This window comes from Guptibacillus hwajinpoensis (genome assembly GCF_001039475.1).
In the GTDB taxonomy this organism is placed as follows: domain Bacteria; phylum Bacillota; class Bacilli; order Bacillales; family Guptibacillaceae; genus Guptibacillus; species Guptibacillus hwajinpoensis.
On the sequence record NZ_LELK01000004.1, the window covers coordinates 405,940 to 427,028 of the forward strand.

Sequence of the window (21,089 nt, forward strand, 5' to 3'; positions counted from 1 at the left end):
AAGGAATGAATAGTACTTTTGATTTATCAATTATTATCCCCATGTATAATGCTAATAATACAATCGCTAAATGCCTGGATTCCATATGTATTAATAAGCCTATAGAGGTCATTTTAATTGACGATGGTTCTAGTGATTCCACTTGTGAAATTTGCACAAAATTCACAAGTGGAAATTCTAAATTTAAATATTTCTACCAAGAAAATAGCGGTCCGGGTGCTGCAAGGAATAATGGAATTAGTCATGCTCAAGGCAAGTACATAATGTTTTTGGACTCAGATGATTATCTTAAATCATCTGAGTTGGAAAAATTAATTGATACGAGCTTAAATTTGAATGCCGATATTATTTATTACAATTTTGAACAGGTTGATCAAGATGGAAATTCACTAAGAAGATTTCTATTAGATAAATTTAATGGACTGGACAAAAAAGATATCATCACGAATACTTTATCTTGGAATTTGCCATGGGGCCAATTCAAGTTGATTAAAAGAGGTATATTACAGGATTATGATATAAAATTTGATGAAACTATTGTTGATTCTGAAGAATTAATTTTTACTATTTCTTGTATCGAGAAAGCGAACAAAATTCTCTTTACAGATTTAATGGTCTATAAGTATGTGAAAACAGTCAATTCTCTATCAACAGGGCACGAGGGCTTGGAATTATATGAAATTAGAGAGAAAGTTATAACCTCATTGAGAGAAAAATATGGTGACAAATACCCAATAGGAGTTAGTAACTATAGTTTTGCATCGTATATTCAGATTATAAAACTACTAGCGGAGCAATATAAAATTATACCCGGTTATAAACTTTACAGAAAAACAATTAAAAATAAGATAAAGAATCAAATGAGGGAAGTAAATCTATCCTATTACGAAAAAAGATATCAGTTCTTATATAAAATAATTAAGTTAGGTCTAGACATGCCATTATTTTTAGCATTTGGAATTAGAGGTGAGTACCATTCAAAATCAATCAAAAGAAGTTAAATATAGTAAAGGTGCAAAGATAATTTTATTAATCTCATTGTCTGCTATTCCAATACAGCTCTTAACTTCTATGTTAATTAGTAGAGTCTCTCCTGAAGCAGCAGGAACTCTAGGTGTGGTAGAACTATTTTATAATGCCATTGTAACGTTTTTTCTTTTTGGCGGGGAAACTGCGATTGTAAAATTACTCTCAGATTTTAAAGGGAATAACTCAAAAAAAAGCTTTATATTATACTATATCGGCATTTGCATAGGTTATTTTCTAGTATTTGCTGGTGTTTTAAGATTACTGAATATAGATATTATAAAATTAATAATAGGCTCAAATTCTAATACATCGTTTTTAATGTACGTTGTTGGAGTACTAATAGTACTTCATAATATATTGCTTTCTTTCCAAAAAGAGCAAGAACAATTTTTAAACTACTCAATAGGAGTTAAGCTTTTTCATTTTGTAATGTTATTTGCAACCATTTTTATCTTTGTTAATCCTATGGAAAATATGCAAAATGTATTCTACTATGGAATGATAATTAGTTATATTCTCATTATTCCGGTTACTATTTTTCAGTTGAATTTTAGTTTGCCAAATATTAAAGGAATAAAGAGCTCGGAATACAAATTCTTTAAATATACTATTTTCCTACATGCCTCTACAATAGTTGCCTTTCTTTTTGACAGGATTGACCAGATTCTCATCCTAAATTCACTAGGTGTTGCTGTGTTAGGTGGATATTATTTAATGTTTAAAGTATCTACTATGGTTAAATTACTTCCTAATATTTACAATTCCACGTTCTACCTTTATTTCTGTAGAGAACTTCGAAAAGAAAATGCAAATGAGCTTTGTCGAAGCTTGTTAAATAGAAATTTACTAGTAGTAGTACCGATTATATTTGTTGTAATCCTAAATGCTGGACTCATTATCCAATTACTATTTGGAAAAGACTATCTTGAATTCTCGAATGTTTTAAAAATATTCATGGGTATTATCATAATCGGAGTTCCCGGAATGGTATTAAATAATTGTCTTTTTGCATTAGGAAGATCTAAACAATATTTTGTAATAAGTACTATATCGGTTATTGTTCAGCTTGCAGTGATGTTCCCTTTAATGTCTTTGCTAGGTGTAGAAGGACTAGTAATTGCAAAGGGTCTTACAAATGTTTTAATTATTACAATGTGTCTTTTCTACCTTAAAAAGGAAAAATACAATATTGAATTACCTGGAAATTACTTCTTCTATTCAATCATGGCAATATTCCTAATTTTATTTAGTAATTTACTAGATTTCTCAGTGTTCTATGAAATTTTAATAACAATACTATTTCTAGTTACGTACATTTACTTTAATAGAGCAAGTATCAAAGAATTAATTATTAGGTAGGGTTAATATCATATGCACTTATTTTTGAGTATCAGGTTAGATAAAAGATTATCTTATTTTGTTATGAGTTACTAGATTGCAAAGGGAGCTTTCTTTTGTTTGTTATAAAATTACATTAAATAGTGTTACTGAGCGTCCTTAATTTTTTTACCAAAAGAAATATATATATATATTAAACAATAGTAAAGTAGGAATTAATAAAGTCATCTCAAATGTTTATGAGGAGGAACTATGATTAAAGATAATATACTGAAATTTGTAAATAAGCCCGTTGCTAATATTCTAAGTTCTCAAACTTTATATGAAGCATTATTTACTACAATAAATATGGATTTAAAATATGGGGATGAAACATATAAAATACAATCACAGGAGATTGCAAAGCTAATTATTAAAACGCAGCTTGAAGATGGCGGATTTGATATTGGATATAATTTTTCTTTTGGAAAAAACATGAATAAACAACATCAAAAAGAATCTACAGCACCTGAAATATTGTCTATATATGCACTTATCAAATATTACAGTGTATATCAAGATGATTCTGTGAAACAGGCAATATTGAAGGGGATAAACTGGGTTAAAAACTACTCATATAAGATTGGAAATAATTACTGGGTTATTCCTTATGCCCCTTGTTCATATAAGGAAGTTCATATAACAAATGCAATTACATTTACAGTTGCAACATTAGCTTACTATATGTATGTCTTTAAGGATGAAAGTGTAAAAGAAATGTGTGATGGTATGCTTCTGTTCATGAACGATGAGTTAATCAAAGAAGGCCAAAGTGGACATTGGAATTACTTTGATAAAAAGCTAATGGGCGACCCTTTCTATATAAAGGTAGATAATTATCATATTGCCCAACAATTGTTCTTCCATCAATGCATTGATCAGTTTTATGACAATGAGGATAACAAAGAGATTATTGAATGTGTATCCAATTATCTAAAGGACAAACTTAACAAGTCACTTGCTGTACCTTATATTGAAGTAAAAGATAAGGCTTCCAGTGATATTCATACTTGGGGATATTGTGCTTTACTAGCTTGTTCACTCTATTGGAATAATCAAAAGTTAACGAACGATATTAAAAACTTTATGTATGAAAAAATGTGGAATAAAAGGTCTTATTTTTATCCTGTAATAAAGAGAACAGGTGAAATTGTAGAAGATTGCTATTACCCAAGGTCAGATGCATGGTTATTACATGCCTTTAGTGAGTATATATTGATTAACGGTGATGTAAATATCAAAGAGATGATAAATACAGGTTTAAAGAATTTAAATAAATGCGAATATCAAGGCTATGAAAACCACGTGTTAACTAAAAGAAAAGTATTTTTTAATAAAACAGTAATTGTTGTAAAAAAGCTTCTTAAGAAGTAAGACGTATATATTAAAGGAGAAGCTTAAAGTGGAAAGGTGTGAATATTTTGAAGGTATGGCTGGTTACAAATGCCTATCTACCCGAAAAAGGTGGTTTGGTAACTTATACGAGAAATTTAGCCCTGCAACTAATTAAAGAGGGTAAAGATGTGGGTATTATTACTTCCAACCTAAAAGACAAGAATTTAAAGAGAATAGAGGAGATAGAAGGTGTAGAAGTTTCTAGGATAGACTATTCAAGTGTACCTATATTCCTTAAACCGTTTGCTCCTCTAGTTTACTTTTATCTTACTTATAAACACATAAAAAACATAGATATAAAGGAAAACGATATAGTAATATCTAGGTTTTATACATTTGCATTGGCAGTTGCATTAGCAAAAAAAATTAAAAAGCATATTTTTATCAGTCCTTTGATTGCTAGTAAGCTTCAATATATTGAAGCTAAAGAAACAAAAAAATTCAAAAAAATATATTTATATTTCACACTACCACAGTTAGCTTTTCTGGATAAAATGGCCATTAAGCTTTCTCCATTTATTGCGGTTTTAAGTAATTCGAAACAAAAAGAAGTAGCAGATTATTATAATATAAAGGATCAAAAGTCTATTTCAGTTATACCTCCTGGTGTGGATATGTCCCGTTTCAATCTTCCTAGTTCCCATGAGAAGAATTCGATAAGGTCTTCTTTAGGATACTCAATTGAGGATAAAATAATTGTTTGCGTTAGTAGGTTATCTACTGAAAAAAATTTAGAAATCTTATTTCATACAATAAATGATATGAAAGATGCTAATATAAAACTGGCAATTGTTGGTGAGGGACACTCTAGAGGCAATCTAGAACGACTAATTTCTAAGTATAAATTAGAACAAAGAGTTAAACTCTGGGGAGCAAGGCAGAACGTTGAAGATTTTTATAAAATGGCTGATACTTTTATACTTCTTTCAAAATACGAAGGGTTTGGACATGTATATCTTGAAGCATTATCTTGCGGTTTACCCTGCATTGCTGCCAGATCTAATCCCCCAGTTACAATTACGGCTAGTGATGAAATAATAATTAATGATAAAATAGGCTATTTAGTCAATTATGATCAAAAAAAAGAAATAATTGAGGCAATTAGTAATTGCTTAGAACAAGGTAATGAGAATCAAAAATACAGACGTGATTATGTAATGGAAAATTATACATGGAGTAAGCACTTTAATGTCATTGAAAATATAGTTACAACTGACATGTAGAATAAACATTTAGAATGATCTAATTTCTATTAGAAAAAGTTTCACTTAGATGAGCATAGTGAAACATTGAAAGGGTAGTTTTACCATGAAAAATAATAATGGTTTCAATAGTACGATATTAATTTTCATTCCATTATTTTTATTAATTTTATTCCCATTCCCTTCTAAAATTATAGGGTACTCAATGGCACTATGGATTAGTGATCTTTTGCTAATGGGGTACTTACTATTTATGATTTTATTAAAAAAATTTAACATTCCAAAGACTAAAACGTTTCTATTCTTTTGCGGGTTCCTTTTGTTAAATATAATTGGTATGACAAATTCTTTAATCAGTGGAAATATCTCTAGTATTCGTGTTATAGCAGAAGCTATTAGATCAGTAGAATATATTATTATCTATATGTATTTCAGTAATATTTTTATATTGATAAAGAACGCAGGGATGTCGATAGAGGAGCTACTTAAGAAAAATATAATTAAGATCGCTGTAACAGTTTTTATTGTTTCAATAATAGAGCTATTTAATCTACCTTTAAAAGAACTATTAAGAAGTCTATATGATATGGATAAATCAGGAAATATATATCAATATTATAACCGCATAGTGGGAACACTTAGAAATCCAAATTATTATGGTATTTGGTTATCGTTTATGCTCTTGTTCTTTTACATAGTAAAAATGAGACTTGTATATAAAATAGTATTAATAAGTTTAAGTGGGTTTTTCCTATATTTTACTGGGTCGAGGACTTCTTTGGTAGCATGTCTTATTTCTTTAGTAACAGTCATTATTATTCAATCAGTGAGAATGAAAAAACAAAAAAATTCTTCAATTCTTTTATTCGGTTTTATTGCATTTATATTCTATTATGTAAGCTTTCACTTTCAAGAATTCTTTTTTTCCGTGAGATTACAGTACAACATAAATGAATGGCGCACCTTTGGAGGAAGGTTAGAAATATGGGAGAAGTACTATGAACAATTTCTTGCTAATCCTTTGTTTGGAGTGGGGATACAGAAAAGTAATGATTTGGTTTTTGATAATACCTTTGTCCAGTATTCCTACTACTACGGTCTCGTTGGCTTCGTATTTATTTGTATCTTTTTCCTAAGAAATATCACTCTAAACTTAAGAATGATATTTTCAAAAAAATTCTTATCAGACAAACTAATTTATTTTATTCTAGGAGTCCAAATAGTAGTAATAACTTCAGCATTTACTGTACAAATCTTAGACGTTTTACAAGTAAGCTTCTTTTATTTAATGAGTTTAGCTTATTTAGATTTTTCCGTTTTATCAAAGAATAATGATCTGGTGAATAAAAAAAGATAAAACTGATTTTCACGAATTAAGATGACTTATTTCAAAAAGGAATAAAAGGTCTCATTAGTGAATGGCTTCAGAAGGAAGTTAGTAATTTAGTAGAGCTAAAGGAAATCTCGTTAGAAGCTATTAAATAGGGGTTACGAGGACAAAGTTACATTCTAACTAAAAAGGGCGGGGGAGAAGATGGGGGGGTTACATTGCAAACCACTTCTTTAAAAGACATGGTTTACACGAGCAGCTAAAGTTAGATAATTAGAATAAGGAGAGCATCGATTATCAGATTCATCAATAGTGAAATTGGTGAAACAGTTTTAGTAATAGTGAAGGATATAGTCATCTAAGGTTAACATTAGAAACAGGAGGATATTGTTATTGTGAAATAACAACTTTTTTATGAAAGTCTAATAAGATTCCAATGTCCTTAAAGTAACTACTTGAATACAATTAGTTATGATATACTATTATAAGTATTAATTAGAGGGAGAAAAAATCATGGGTGAACAGAATTATACCATACATGGATTAAGAGGGATGGCATCTTTATTAGTTGTTTTCTATCATATTTACGGTATGGCATATCTGGGAGGGTTCTTTGAGAAAAGAGACGTAGAAGGTTTTTTTATTATATTTCATAATTTTGGAGCAATGGGAGTCAATCTATTTTTCATAATAAGTGGTTACTTAATTATTGGAAGTTTAGCAAGACATGGTAATGTTAAAAGTTTCATCATTAATAGGATTATTAGGATTTATCCAGTGTTTTTAATTTTACACTTAATTATATTTTTGGTTGGACCAGTGATAAACTACGAATGGCTTGGAGAGGTAGATTTCAAAGGATATGTTGCTGGGTTTTTATCTAATCTGTTCTTTTTACCTGGAATATTTAATCTACCAATCGCACAAAAAAATGCGTGGTCTTTAAGTTATGAATTTACATTTTATATTGTTTCGGCACTATTTTTCTTAGTAATATTGAGGCTGGAAAATAGACTATTAAAAGTTGTATCCTTTTCATTGTTGATATTACTGTCATGTGTAATAATTTACTTCCATAATACAGCCATGTTTTTTGTGCTTGGTGTAATTATATTTTATGCAGAGGATATTATCAAAAGTAAGTATTCATATAAAAAATACTTTACTTTAAATGGTATAGTTATGTTACCAGTAATATTTTATATTTACAACCAATATAATATTATTTTGATTTTAGCTTTAAGCTTAATATTATTTTGGATTGTGGTTAATGAAGAAGGGCTATTATCAAAAATATTGAGACACAGTGTATTTCAATTCTTAGGTACAATTAGTTACAGCCTTTATTTAATTCATCCTTTGGTCTTATTTCCTTTAAAAATAATTTTCAGTACTGAACAACTTAAGATGATTATAGTTAATGAGTATGTGAGAATTACATTATTTGGATTAATGGGTTTGGTTTTTGCAATAATAGGATCGTATATTTCCTTTAAATTAATAGAGGATAAGTTTGGCTCGAAACTTAAAAGTCTTGTAAAGGAAAAAAGTATTAGGAATAATCGGGGAGTCAAGAACCTAAATGTTTCTTAGTTAGCAAATAGTTTTTTTTAAAAGTCCTAATCAATTCTAATAAGGATTTTTATCTAGAAATGGGTTGAGTACGAAGCCCGGGGAGGGTTCGCGCGCTTCTGTTGGGTTGGAACAAATTCAAATGAATTAACATTGTATGACAAAGTAAATAATGTAAATAAAGAAATAGATATCATAAAAGGTAATTACTAAATATAAATACCCCAGAATCCAGAATCATGGGGACAGTTCTTGTGATTCATTCCCACATTTAATTAAATCTCTTCAACCTCAGATAAAAACCAAGTGATCTAATCTACTTATTAGATCACTTGGTTTATTTGTATTTTGTGTGCAATGTTTGTAACGGTGTCAATGACGTTTAATTTTATACAAAATCGTCGGGTTAAAATTATACAAAAGTGGCACCTTAGTTGATGCTTTTTTCATTCATTCGGTAGCTCGTGTCAATAACGGTTTAAAATTCCCTAATTTCAACGGAAACAAATTCCCTAATATTAGCGCATCTTAGCTGGCTGTATGCCAGCTTTTACTTTTTCTCTTAATCTGTAAGATCCACCTTTGATATTAAATGTAGTAGAGTGGTGAACAATTCGATCTAACATTGCCGTAGCCAGCACATCGTCACCAAAAATCTTTCCCCATTCTACGTAAGACTTGTTTGAAGTTAAGATCATAGCTCCTTGTTCGTACCTTTGTGATATGATTTGAAACAGGGTGTGAGCACTTACCTCATCGAAGGCAAAATAGCCTATTTCATCCATAATAAGTAGATCTGGACGACAGTAACGCTTGATAATACGTTGGATAAGTCCTTCTTAGAATCACGGGGACGGTTCTCGTGATTCATTTCCGAGTATAAACAAAGTGTCAACAAATAAGATTCAAAAGAAAATAAGGAGACTAATCGTTTTATCGATTAGTCTCCTTGTTTTTCCGTTTTGTATTAGTAGGTGAATCAGCAGAACCGTCCCCGTGATTCACTGTGCCTGTTTTAATCGCAATCTATCCAGTTGCAATCGTTCTGATTTTCTTAACCTTCATTAACTATGCGATTCCAGTTCACACCTACGTTTACAGGGGGGCTATCTTACTTACAATCTTGATTAGTATTCCTAACGCAATTGAAGGAGCAGGATTGGTCGAGTTTGGATTCTTACACGCTTTACCATTAGACAGCGAAGGGGTAGGCTGGCTCATTCCTGCAGTTGCTGGTGGAATGATAGGATTCATTATGCTTCAGTACAAACAGAAAAAATAAAGAAAAACGCAGGCATTGAACTGTAACCCGAATAAGGGGCACTTTTTAAAAGTGTCCCTTATTCGGGGTATAGTTCACGTTGTTCAAAACGGGTTCTTTTCGTTCCCTATTTAATCAGCCTTTAAATACATTTTTAATCAAACTTTTTTCTAAACTAACAGCCCTTTATATCGTAAAATAAAAGGGCATGCAAAGTATATTTAATCAAACATTATTTTAAATCTACACGAATATACACGGCGGTTGCGTAATAATAGTCTAAATTCCTCACTGATCCTCAGATGTCCAAGATCCTCGTCCTTTATCCAAACCAGCTAATACTTCAATTGCGTCTTGATCATTCATCTTATCTAACTCAGATATTGTCTTTTTTACCATTTCTTTTAGTGTTTCAATGATTTCTGGAATTGTTACTTTAGATTCTTTTAGCGCTTTAATCGTCCCTGACATAGCAAGAATTGAAATAGATAATTTATAGTTAACCAGATAGGCTTTTTTTAGTTTAACACGAGATCTAACACCTTCATGAATTGTATCTCTAAGTTTATCTCGCTTAATCGATCCGGAAATCGCACCGATGGCAAATGTAAGACCGATAGCAGCAACTCCTGCTGCAGCACCAATTCCTATTTCAAAAGCAGCAGGTAATCCAACAAGCCCGGCAAATGCGGCCGCTCCAATTTCCCCTGAAGCTAGTAAGTAACTCGTTGCAGCAATGGTTAATGATGCAGATACGACAGGAACTGTTATTAATGGAACAATTAGTTGGGCGACATCGACTCCCCACTGTCCAAATTCCATTTCAACTGGTTTAACATCTGATGGGAGCTTGGTTGGGTCACCGTACAATGAAGCTAACTCATCATTCAACTGAGTTAGATCATTCTTAACCTTTTCCGCCAATGATGATAGTTTACTTGTAAAATCACCGCAATCCTGAGCTAGTTCCTGTGCGCGATGTTCTCTTTTTGGATTATCCGGAAAATAAGTGTCTCCGGTAAAGAGTCCTCCGATATCATCCCAGAATGACATATGGTTTTCTCCTTCCTATGAATCCTCGTTTGTCCAAGATCCTCGACTACTGTCTAATTCTTGTAGGGCTGCTTTTGCACTGTCATCAGTTATGTCATCGACTTTTGCTTTGTGCTGGTCAATTATGTTCTGTAAAATGTTATCCAGTTGTTCTGGGGTCAATCCTGGTACATTCTTTACCGCATCATAAGCATTAATAGCCGATTGCAACGAAATACAAACTACCTCATTAATCATTGCAGACTTTTTCAGTGTTACTCGTGGAGGGATAAGGCTATGAATGGCATCTCTTAAATTGCTTCGATTTTCGGCGCCCATTCCAGCATCAATAAGCATTTCAACAGCCACAACAGCTGCTATGCCTCCCATTACTTTTCCAACATTAAACCATTTTGGAAGCCCTACCAAACTTGCAAATGCAGCTTCTCCAATTCGTCCTTCAGATAATAAAAAGGATTTTGCAGCTGTTTCCAGAGCTGTTGTCACACCATAGTAAGTAACGACAGAACCAAGTCCCTCAGCTACAAATGTAATCCATTCTCCATTACCTATGTCAACTTCTTTTACTGGAATAGCAGACTGTCCAATGTTTTGATAAGCTTCTTTTATCGCTTCGTTTGCACCTTGTAATAGAAGGTCAATCGTTTGTTTCTTTTCAACTAATTCGTGTGTAATGATAGCGCAATCATTGCCTAACTCACTTGCTCGATTACCTCGATTCTTGTTGTCTGGGTACAATAAATCATCAAAGACCCCCATCCCTCATCCTCCTATACTCTTAATATCATAGAATATAATACAAACTATCTTATGCTGGTAGTGAGAGTTATAATCCTAATAATTGGAATGTCAGTAATCTAAAAATCGTTAAATGTATTTAGAAGTACTGTGAAATTTAGGAAGGGGTGTCTTCGTAATAATCTAACAGGGGCTTTTCTGCAATAAAGCAGGAATCACGTGGACGGTTATCGTGAGGCTAACTAGAAATAATAGTACCTGCATTCTATAAGAGTGTGTTATTGTGTTCATTTTTATAGAGCAGAAATTGTTCACTTTATTTTAGCGTTTACACATAGCCCTTGCTATGCTTTTATTGGTGCCTAAATCTATATTAACCTCGAAATTCTAGCAAAGACCGATAATGATTAATGATAAAAAAATTCGATAATATCCCCTTTAGCCTATCACTATGAATGACTTCGGTGAGTATAACTAACTAGGAATCTATAAAACTACATATGGAAATTTAAACCATTCATGTAATTAGCACTATTTTTATAAATCCAACATATACCATTTGTTGGATTTATAAACAATATTATCCATGATAATGTTTAGAGGTAACTATACATTCAATCGTTGGGAGCGAAGTATTTATGAACCTAAATTTAATGGTAAATGAATTAACCTACGGAAATAGAAATGTTAATGAGGAAGATATGCTGTATTTGATGGAGTTAATAGAAAAAGTTGAAGATAGTGAATTAAATGAAGATAATATACGGGCATTGCATGTTCTTGATGAGTATCTGATGATTCAAAAATTAAAAGGAAATACTTTAATAAGCGATGAAACAATAAAAAAGATTAACATCATTACTAGAGATTATTCTACTAAAGCAGCTAAAAAGAGACACGAGGAATATATGGAGAAGTTGAGTAAAACATATTACATTACTGATTATGAAAAGATAGGGCTCACTTTCCAATCATCTGATAAGTGGGATTACGTTAGGCTATCTGATAATTCTAAGGGCACACCAGTGAAATTCGAACAAGCTGAAGGGGGGTTGTTAATAAAAATGACTAAGTGTAACTATCCTGGGTATGATTACCTTACTAAGTCCTCTAAGAATTGGGTGTATCTCGACAAACGTGAAAATGCAACACCTTGGATACTTAATATAGATACATTGCAACATATTTACACCGAGGGTGGAGGAGAGCACAATTTTAATATGTACTTTAAATTCTTTAATCAAGGTGGTCATCAGTGGTTGGGTATAGACCGTGAACGCAATAGTTTTGACGTTGTTCCTTCATGATTTTATTAAGTTAGCAATGTCGTTGGTTCAACCACATGTTGTCATTTGTATAACAAAAATAAACAATAAAATCATATTAAGATGAAACACGGGGACGTTTCTTGTGATTCATTTCAAAGTACAGACAATTTTCTATAATTAAGATCCAGAAAAAAACTAGGAGTCTAACCATATAGTGATTAGCCTCCTGGTTTTGTTTTTTGTGAAACCAAGTAAATCAGCAGAACTGTTCGGATGATTCGGTAATAATAATAGTGGATCCCCAAAAATACATTACCAAATAAAATAAAAATACCATGTGATCAATTACTCAGGCTTGCACTTCCTTTAACATCTAAAGCACTTATGTTACAGAATAGATTGTTTAATATTAGCTTTCGTTTTTTTTACTGAGAGCATTTTCTACTATCTGTTTAAATAGTAATAGTTTTTTATATTTTTTGCTCAAAGATATGTCAATACTATATGAAAGTACCATACTAATTACAACAGCTAATAAGAGACATCCTCCAATTGATACAATCAAATTATAATCTGAAAGCCAAATATCAACATACCTATCTGACAAATCATAGGTTCTCTCACTAAGACCAGAAATGTAATTAGCTGAAAATATGAACAAATTAGCAGCAAAAAGTGTTAAAACAGTAAAGAACATTGTATTAAAATTATTATGTAATGGGGAAGTATGTTTATGCTTTTCAATTTCTACTATCAACATATCTCTGATAAAGACTAAATGTTCTTTTTTATGATTTTTACTAATGTTATTAGTTAAAAACAATATGTTTTCAAAATTGGATTTTTTCTGAATAACATCACTTTGATACTTTCTCATGTATTTATAAATATCCTTAGATCCTCTTAGTTGCATAACTTCACTCCTTCCATGAAATTATATCGGTAAAAGAATGTAAGATTTAAATAGAATTTCATTGATTCAATTAGAAAATGCGTTGATCCACTTCTCTAAGTACTAGATTGTGTCGAACACAGAATCATAGAGACAATTCTCAAGAGTCTATATCGCAATAACAGTTTGAATTAAGCGATGAGCTAGACCATGTATTGCCATATTATTAATAAACTTAGAGAATGATTTTGATTCACCTTTGCCTTGTAAGGACCAACCACAGGGAATCAGACGGTTCTCGTGATTCATTTTCAGAGTTTAAACAGGTTTAAATATGAGTCAAAGAAAAAAACAGGAGGCTAATCTTTCTATTGATTAGTCCACCTGGTTTTTCTTTTTTGTGCAAGCAAGTGGATCAGTAGAACCGTCCCGCTGATTCGCTTATGCATTTAGTAGTACCGTGAAATTTAGGAAGGAGTGTCTTCGTAATAAACTAACAGGGGATTTTCTGCAATAATGCAGGAATCACGAGAACGGTTCTCGTGAGGCTATCTAGGAATAATAGTACCTGCATTCTATAAGAGTGTGATTGTGTTCATTTTTATAGAGGAGAAAGTGTTCACTTTATTTTAGCGTTTACACCTGTTTAAAATGGCTCATTTCAACACATCCTTTATTGTTCCAAGATAGGTATATCTGGGGTTGTTTAAGAAATAATTCTCTGGGTTTCCCTTGGATTCGAATAACGGGGAATCACGGGGATGGTTCTCGTGAATCATTTCTAAGTATAACCAGGTGGGACAGGTTACCTGTCCCACAGGGAATCGCTGTTTTAGTATCAATACAATACAGTAATGCTTCAGTAATTGTAGAAAATTTATGATTATGTCTGCTGTGTTTTAATATTAGATATTTGCTGGTGCTGGGAGTAGGTACCTCTTCCACTGTTCCTTTATAGCTGGGTTTAGAAAACCCAAAAGTCTATGCTGTAATTTAGTCTCCCTTTGCTAGCTGGAAGTTATTTCAGACATTCATTATGTGATTTAATTTATCGACAAAGATGAGATGCCACTTAAGGAGTTTGAACCTACGTCATTCGAATGTCTGTATTGTGATTTCTGTAATACATGTTCTCCCATTGAAAATACGTATACATTTGCGGGTATTATCTGATGAATATATTAGTGAGCTGCTCCTCTTCGACAGGGTGGCTCTTTTTTTAAATCAAATGATTAATAGGAAAATTCCGTCTGTTTGATTTTCCCCCTAAAAATTTCACTTAGTTACCATAAATGGAAACATATTACCAGGCTCTTTTTTACAAAAAATCTCCTTTAATATTTGGGAAGTTCAAAAAACACTCAGGGGGATGACACAAATGAAAAAGTTTTTAGTAGCTTTAATGGCAGTATTAATGATCATGCCATCATTCGCGAGTAACAATGCACAAGCAGCAAACTCGAATGGTATTGATCAGCATCAGATTACTGAATATACATATGAAGACATCAAGGAATTAAAGCCTTATGTATCTGTTAAGAATGGCAAGTTCAAATTTGATTCAAGCCAAGCTAAAAAAGACGGTTTTGATAAAGAATTAGTTAAAATGCAAAAAGAACACCTTTCTGGTATGAACAAAGAGATTAAAAATGGTAAGCTAAAGGCTCAAAACAATCTTGAGATTGTTACAGTAGATTCTGATTCTAAAGTCGAAGTTGAACAGGCTAATCCTGATCTGCCTGTAATCGAACCTAATTCGCCAGATGATAATGTTGTTGCATCTGCTGTGCCATATGCAAAAGCTAGTAGTTGTCTTGGCAAGAATACTTCTGTAAAATACCACTGGTGGGGTTATTCACGATACATGGATAGCTGTAGAGCAGAGAAGTTTGCGTACGATATGGCAGTTGTTGGTGCTGGAGCAGGTGGAGCAGGAACTGCCGCAGCTCTTTGGTTCCCTCCAGCAGGAGTTGCTGCCGGTGTCATGGGTATGCATGCTACAATAATGTCAGTTCGTGCTTCTGCAAACAATCACGGTTATGGAATTATCGTAGAGATCACTTATGCTCAATTCTTCAATATTGATCCTCAATAAAAGAAAGGCGGTGGGATTGTGGATATAACAGTTCTATATTTACTATTTTCAATATCGAGTATGATTATTGTGTTAATACTTTTTCTTTCATCCAGGAAAAGAAAACAACAAAACAAGAAGGTCCCAGTCAAACAACTTCTTATATCTCTTGTATTGGGGATAGTTATAATGAATATTGTAGTCCTCAATCTCATGTAGCTTTTCAAGGTCGTATCGAATTTGATACGATCTTTTTTTGTTTTGAATCACGAGAACCTTCTCTGTTGATTTCAAATTAAATACCACAATACCTAAGAAGTTAGCATTAATGCAATAACTAGTGCTATGACCAAAGCAAAATAAAATACAATATCCCATATCCTTCTTTTTTTGTAAAAGTAAAAATAGCTGATTAATAAATATATTGAATAACCTAAAATCACGGGGACGGTTCTCATGATTCATTTCAGAGTTTAAACAAATATGAGTCAACAAAAACCAGGAGGCTAATCATTTTAATGAATAGCTCCCCTGGTTTATTTATGTTGTTTACCCGTGTTAATCAGTAGAACCGTCCCGGTGATTCCCCGATTGAATCGACAACATCCTCCCCATGATTCAATGAATTGGGAATCATCTTAGCATAGAAGGACATCACTAATGATGGTAAAATAATTGATGTTATTTGTGAGGCTTTAGAATTTGTGAAACAATAATTTAGGACTATATAAAGAGAGGGAAACATGGATATTTTATTCTTTATAACGTTAATCATTTCGTTTTTTGCACTCCTAATAGGAATGATTAATCCACGACTAGTTTTACCTTGGATAACGAAAAAAATGAGATCAAGATTACTAGTTTTCAAAACGTACAGCGCTACTTTGATTATATCGATTTGTCTTGGTGCATTCATTCTTAATCCCGAGTTAAGCTTCCCTGATAAGTTTTCTGGAGCACTTCTCTTTATGGGATGGTTCTGTTGCGCAATGGCTATATTAGCGCTTTTTAACCCGTTAATCCCTATTAACTTTTCTAAAGATGAGCCAACAAGAAAGAGAGTGTTCCTAATTTATTTAGGAGCAATGGTAGTAGCGATCATGATTGGTAGTTTGTTTTTGTAAGGGGGTAACCTTACTGGAATGAATAATAATGGTTGAGATAGTCATCTTTATTTATACCGTCTCAGTTTAATTGCTCAACTTCATTGTGCGGTTATTAAAGGAGTCTTATGATAGATTGTGTGGCAGTTAGATCGGGAGTTTCCAGGGAATCACGGGGACGGTTCTCATGATTCACTTCTAAGTATAATATTACTTCAAGAAACACCAGATGAGTTAACTAATTCACTACACATTTCACAAGGTTTATTGACTTATTTCTATTTTATTAGCTAAGAATCAGCAGAACTGTTCCGATGATTGGAACATAGGCTATTATGTTGGAAGCTGTTCCTTCACAAAGTGTGACTAGTAGAACTTTGGTTAGAGATATAAGGATCGTAGAGTTTGGGATGACATATAATCAAGGAATAATTTTATTTTCAATAGAGGAGAGGCGATCTAATGAGTGGTGAAGATAAATATAATACTAGTAGTGTATCTAGCTATATTAAGAAATTCACAAGTTTGATGATCCCCATAATATCCGTGGGAATCTTTTTCACAGCCTATTATTATAAATATGGATTTTTTTCCTACTATAAAATACCTGCTATGTATATGAACCTTAATGTTACTTACTTAGCAATCAAGCTACCACTAATATTAATAGTTTTAGCTTTTATCTACATTGCTGTTGTGATCATTGATAGTGCAGCAAAGCATAATTTTACTAAATTTATGCCCTATAATACTTATGTGATAGAACAAGAAGAAGCTCAGAAAGAAGTGAAAGGTAAATATAATTGGTATAAGGATTATATAAAGGAGAATAGAACTGAAATTAGTTGTCCAGGAATTTTGGCACTATTATATATAATAGTAGGTGGAATATATATTTATCTTGATAATTATTATAATATTTTGGTTTGCCTAATAGTAATGACATTTATTACTACAGGTCTTCTATTATATATTTCGTTAGGATTGAGACTTTACTTAATTAGTATTATCATAATTTTCTCAGGAATGAGTTTTGCAGCCTATAATTATGGATATCTTGAGGCTATGTCAAAAGAAACATATGAATCAACGGATGAGAATAATGTCATTATTGATTACTTTGAAGATACTTATATAATCGCAAAGAGAGATGGAAATAAGATAACACCAAAATATACTATTAAAGCCATCATAAATGATTCAATAAACATACAAAAAGATGAAATAGGACCATTATACATAAAAGAAGATTAAGGGATCACGGGTACGGTTCTTGTGATTCATTCCCACATTTAATTAAATCTCTTTAATCTCAAAGAAAAACCAGGTGAACTAATCTACTGATTAGTTCACCTGGTTTTTTGAATTTTATGTACTAATGAATCAGTAGAACCGTCCCGCTGATTCATAATTAACTTTTGGAATAGAAAGGGTCGATAATTCCTCTTTTTATTCCCTCCACCACAGCACCAACTCGTGAAAAACAATTGAGTTTTTGTATGATTGTTGAAACGTGATGTTCTACAGTACGCTTACTCATCCCTAGAGACAAAGAAATATCTAAATTAGTCATATCTTTAGCAATGTTGTGTAATACCTTTGTTTCTGTTTCTGTTAAGCGATTCTCTGAATAAGTTGGGTCTGTTAAGGAGATCGATATTGCTGTTTTTCCATCGTTTACTTTTCGAATAGCATCTGCTAATTTATTTATCGAGTTTTCTTTGGCTATAAAGCCTTTAGCTCCAGCCTTGAAAGCCGAACGTACATATTCTTCAAAGTTATAACCAGAAAGAATAATTACTTTGGTATTAGGGAATTCATGAGTAATTTGCTTTGTAAGTTCAATGCCGTTGTAATCGTTCATTCTTATATCCATGACCAAGACGTCAACTTCTTTTCTTAATAGTATGTCATACAACTTTTCAGGATTATCAACTGCATCCATTACTTTAATATCCTGCTCGTTCTCCAAAGACTTTAAAATACCGGATATAACCATATGGTGATCATCAACTAATACGGTATTTATTTTCCTCATTAGCATTTTCCCCCTCGATAGGAACCTCAAAATAAATGGTTGTCCCTTCGTTAATAGTTGAATAGATTTCTAAGTTTCCATTCAATTCTTCTATTTGTTTATAAGTCGTGAACAATCCCATACTTTTCTTGTGTAATAATTCCGTAATTTCCTTTGGCACTTGAAAACCTACCCCGTTGTCTGAGAGTTTGACATGAATAGTATTACTAGATATTTCTACATAAAGGGAGACCTTAGAGGCTTGTGCATGCTTTATAGCATTGATTATGAGTTCTCTAATCACTCTGAAAACGTGCACTCTTACATAGCTGGTTAATTCATGACAATTCCCTTCAAATACAAAGGAAAGTTCAGTGGTTGGAGGATTAAGTTTATTAAGAAATGATTTGATGCTTGCTTTTAATCCAAAATCATCAACCATGATAGGATGTAATTCGTTACACATTTTTCTAATCATCGAAATGGTTTCAACGATCTGTTGATTTAAATGGACTAGATTTAATTCATGATTGTTTTTCTGGCTGAGCTTTATATCGTTCGAGATAAAGATTAGGTTTTGCAGCACACCATCATGTAACCAGTTCGATAACTCTTTTTTCTCATCTTCTTTTGTTTTAATTAACAGGTCACTAATTTTCTTGAATGATTGTGATGATTTTGAAAATTGAAAAGAATTAGAGTGTTCTTGTGTGTATTTTAAATTTCTTACGCTTCTTAATAGTTCGACAATATCCTTTATAAACGAACGTATGATTTTCAATTCTTTAGGTTTTAAAGGAGGTTCACTACTATATTTAGCTAAATATAGAACTCCTAATTCTGTTTCAAAATCACGTAAAACAAATGATGTGTATCGTAAGTCAGAATCTTTATCTTTTTTTTCTATATTCAGTGTAAGAATGTCCTTTCCATGCAATACACCGGTCGAATGGAGTATCTTTTGAGTTTCTCGATCTCTCCAAACTAAGCAAACGCCATTTACACGTGCGATGCTATGGATAAGGTTACATATTGTCCTACCGATATGTAAGGCATGTTCTCCTTTAATGACATTACTTAGTACAGGAGATGGAGGAGAGATAGAAAAAACATCAGGCAATAGTTTGTTATGTAGATATTTAATGAATTTATAAGAAAAAATGAAGAGAACGATTGAACTTATTATAATTATTGTTTCATACGTTCTACCTGATAGATTTTCAATCGATCCAATTTTATGTTTCATAGAGAAAGATAAAAGGTACATAAGAGTCAAGGTTAGGAAAATAGAGACCACATAATGAACGGTAGTGATTATTTCTTTTATATAAATGCTTAACCCCTTGTTCATTAAAAGTAGACTCAAGGTTATTGGAAGTACCAATATAAATGGAATGGTTAATTCGGAATTTATACTTTTCCAATTCATCATTATGGGAATAATGACGAATAGTATTACTGGTACAAACCCAATAAGTAAACAGCTGATTATATAGTAAATTTTCGTTTCTACTGCAGAAGTGAATCTCTGGTACATAATCAATAAAAAGATACTGGTCGTGCCTGCAAATAAGAAGTGTCCTATTACTAATCCTTCGATGATTACTCGTATAGGAGAGAATTTCGTGAAATAAATCAACAATAAAAAGATTAACGAAGAACCAATAAAGAAATAGGATATATGTAGAAGTTTACTCTTCAATACTTTTCTAATTTGCGTAGGATATGTTGTAAAAAAATGAACTAAACAATGAGACGTTAACAAAATCGATACCACCCCTATGACATGGGCATAAGGTAACCCCATCTGTGAAGGAGTAATACTAATGATCGTAAAAGCCATACTTGAGCATAAAATATAAAAAACTAGGGCTTCTTTTATATACGATTTTCTTATATATGTATAAGATGCAAACATTAGAAGTAAGGCTGAAATGAAAACATGTAATAGATAAAGGTTTTTTTGAGGATCTTCTTTTAGAGTGACAGAATAAATGTTATTCGAAGAATCCTTAAGCAAAGCATAATCAATTCCAGATACAACTCCCCACACACTTCCTGTTTCACTAGCATATGGATTACCATCTATGCTGATGATGATATCTCCTTCTTCAACACTCTTAAAAGAAGAGTTTCCTGAGGCAACACCTATTCCAATATTAGAAACTTTAGGATTTATTGATATATATCCTGAACTAAAGTTAAATACGAATGGCGTGAAAAAGTATACGCATCCTAGAAACAGAATGCCTACACTGTACATAACCAATTTATTCTTCCCATTGCTTGTCATTAGAATCCCCCAATCCAATAAGATAGCAGCTATGTACTAAGAGTTTTAGACTAAAATGGAAAATTATTATAAATTAATCCACCAAACATCATGTTAAGGAAGTCTTACATAAATTACAAGTTTTTCTAAAAAGATTTTGCGGTAAATGCAGTGAAATATTTGCGGTATATACGGATATCAATTCTTCTCATAACCGTTAAGATTAAATTGTACTCGCGAGCTACTAATAAAATTTAGGAGGAATTGTAAAATGGAAAATGCGAAAAATGCTTTTGACCTTGATCTTGAAGTAACAAAATCTAAGGATGTAGTTGAGCCTAACATCACTAGTTATAGCTTCTGTACACCTGGTTGTGGGGAAACAGGTAGTTTTAACAGTTACTGCTGTTAATAAGTAATACATAAAGGGCTGCACTCCATGATTTCAAACCTTAGAGGTTTAATACATAGAGCAGCCCTTTAATTATTTTTCTGTCCAAAGGAGG

17 protein-coding genes and 1 pseudogene are annotated in these 21,089 nt (G+C 32.2%); 12 read left to right on the top strand and 6 right to left on the bottom strand.

Annotated elements, in window-relative coordinates; all coding sequences use genetic code 11:
- Positions 1 to 5 precede the first annotated feature (5 nt).
- The 6 genes from AB986_RS12450 to AB986_RS12475 all read left to right on the top strand — a co-directional run bounded on the left by AB986_RS12450 (position 6) and on the right by AB986_RS12475 (position 7,926).
- Entirely contained in the window at positions 6 to 1,001 is a 996-nt protein-coding gene (locus tag AB986_RS12450) for a glycosyltransferase family 2 protein (protein ID WP_152670988.1), read from the top strand.
- Positions 967 to 2,388: a lipopolysaccharide biosynthesis protein gene (locus AB986_RS12455; RefSeq protein ID WP_048311460.1), complete on the top strand. Its 1,422-nt coding sequence runs from the start codon at positions 967 to 969 to the stop codon at positions 2,386 to 2,388. The genes AB986_RS12450 and AB986_RS12455 overlap by 35 nt, the downstream gene beginning before the upstream one ends.
- 231 nt (positions 2,389 to 2,619) lie before the next feature.
- A complete protein-coding gene (locus AB986_RS12460; RefSeq protein ID WP_048311461.1) occupies positions 2,620 to 3,780 on the top strand; it encodes a hypothetical protein in 1,161 nt (386 codons plus the stop codon).
- Between the two features lie 47 nt (positions 3,781 to 3,827).
- Positions 3,828 to 5,024: a glycosyltransferase family 4 protein gene (locus AB986_RS12465; protein WP_048311462.1), complete on the top strand. Its 1,197-nt coding sequence runs from the start codon at positions 3,828 to 3,830 to the stop codon at positions 5,022 to 5,024.
- An 85-nt stretch (positions 5,025 to 5,109) separates the two neighbouring features.
- The gene (locus AB986_RS12470; RefSeq protein WP_048311463.1) at positions 5,110 to 6,360 is read left to right on the top strand and encodes an O-antigen ligase family protein; all 1,251 of its coding nucleotides are present in this window, start codon (positions 5,110 to 5,112) and stop codon (positions 6,358 to 6,360) included.
- Positions 6,361 to 6,846: 486 nt separating this feature from the next.
- On the top strand, positions 6,847 to 7,926 hold the full coding sequence (locus tag AB986_RS12475; protein ID WP_048311464.1) for an acyltransferase family protein: 1,080 nt from the start codon (positions 6,847 to 6,849) through the stop codon (positions 7,924 to 7,926).
- A gap of 497 nt (positions 7,927 to 8,423) precedes the next feature.
- On the opposite strand, the pseudogene AB986_RS12480 reads toward AB986_RS12475, so the two are convergent.
- Positions 8,424 to 8,735: pseudogene (locus AB986_RS12480) on the bottom strand (ATP-binding protein); the annotation flags it as partial.
- Between the two features lie 176 nt (positions 8,736 to 8,911).
- On the opposite strand from AB986_RS12480, the gene AB986_RS12485 reads away from it, so the two are divergent.
- The gene (locus AB986_RS12485) at positions 8,912 to 9,187 is read left to right on the top strand and encodes a branched-chain amino acid transport system II carrier protein (protein ID WP_048311465.1); all 276 of its coding nucleotides are present in this window, start codon (positions 8,912 to 8,914) and stop codon (positions 9,185 to 9,187) included.
- Between the two features lie 267 nt (positions 9,188 to 9,454).
- Here the strand turns inward: AB986_RS12485 and AB986_RS12490 are convergent, their stop codons facing one another.
- Both AB986_RS12490 and AB986_RS12495 read right to left on the bottom strand, forming a co-directional pair.
- Positions 9,455 to 10,219 carry a hypothetical protein gene (locus AB986_RS12490; RefSeq protein ID WP_048311466.1) on the bottom strand — a complete coding sequence of 255 codons (765 nt, stop codon included), beginning with the start codon at positions 10,217 to 10,219 and terminating at the stop codon, positions 9,455 to 9,457.
- A 15-nt stretch (positions 10,220 to 10,234) separates the two neighbouring features.
- Complete coding sequence (locus AB986_RS12495; protein ID WP_048311467.1) at positions 10,235 to 10,978, bottom strand: hypothetical protein; 744 nt, start codon at positions 10,976 to 10,978, stop codon at positions 10,235 to 10,237.
- A 617-nt stretch (positions 10,979 to 11,595) separates the two neighbouring features.
- Here AB986_RS12495 and AB986_RS12500 point away from each other — a divergent pair.
- Positions 11,596 to 12,264 carry a hypothetical protein gene (locus AB986_RS12500; RefSeq protein ID WP_048311468.1) on the top strand — a complete coding sequence of 223 codons (669 nt, stop codon included), beginning with the start codon at positions 11,596 to 11,598 and terminating at the stop codon, positions 12,262 to 12,264.
- Between the two features lie 370 nt (positions 12,265 to 12,634).
- Here the strand turns inward: AB986_RS12500 and AB986_RS12505 are convergent, their stop codons facing one another.
- The gene (locus AB986_RS12505; protein ID WP_048311469.1) at positions 12,635 to 13,138 is read right to left on the bottom strand and encodes a hypothetical protein; all 504 of its coding nucleotides are present in this window, start codon (positions 13,136 to 13,138) and stop codon (positions 12,635 to 12,637) included.
- 1,357 nt (positions 13,139 to 14,495) lie between these two features.
- On the opposite strand from AB986_RS12505, the gene AB986_RS12510 reads away from it, so the two are divergent.
- From AB986_RS12510 to AB986_RS12525, 3 genes are all read left to right on the top strand, one after another.
- Positions 14,496 to 15,212, top strand: coding sequence for a hypothetical protein (locus AB986_RS12510; RefSeq protein ID WP_048311470.1), 717 nt, complete (start codon positions 14,496 to 14,498; stop codon positions 15,210 to 15,212).
- 722 nt (positions 15,213 to 15,934) lie between these two features.
- Positions 15,935 to 16,315: a hypothetical protein gene (locus AB986_RS12520; RefSeq protein WP_048311472.1), complete on the top strand. Its 381-nt coding sequence runs from the start codon at positions 15,935 to 15,937 to the stop codon at positions 16,313 to 16,315.
- Positions 16,316 to 16,756: 441 nt separating this feature from the next.
- Positions 16,757 to 17,548, top strand: coding sequence for a hypothetical protein (locus AB986_RS12525; RefSeq protein WP_048311473.1), 792 nt, complete (start codon positions 16,757 to 16,759; stop codon positions 17,546 to 17,548).
- 157 nt (positions 17,549 to 17,705) lie between these two features.
- On the opposite strand, the gene AB986_RS12530 is transcribed toward AB986_RS12525, so the two are convergent.
- Positions 17,706 to 18,332, bottom strand: coding sequence for a response regulator transcription factor (locus AB986_RS12530; protein ID WP_053216163.1), 627 nt, complete (start codon positions 18,330 to 18,332; stop codon positions 17,706 to 17,708).
- A complete protein-coding gene (locus AB986_RS12535) occupies positions 18,304 to 20,604 on the bottom strand; it encodes a sensor histidine kinase (protein ID WP_048311474.1) in 2,301 nt (766 codons plus the stop codon). The genes AB986_RS12530 and AB986_RS12535 overlap by 29 nt, the downstream gene beginning before the upstream one ends.
- A 250-nt stretch (positions 20,605 to 20,854) precedes the next feature.
- Here AB986_RS12535 and AB986_RS12540 point away from each other — a divergent pair, with 250 nt between their 5' ends.
- Positions 20,855 to 20,995 (top strand): gallidermin/nisin family lantibiotic, encoded by a 141-nt coding sequence (locus tag AB986_RS12540; protein WP_048311475.1) that lies wholly within the window; start codon positions 20,855 to 20,857, stop codon positions 20,993 to 20,995.
- Positions 20,996 to 21,089 lie beyond the last annotated feature (94 nt).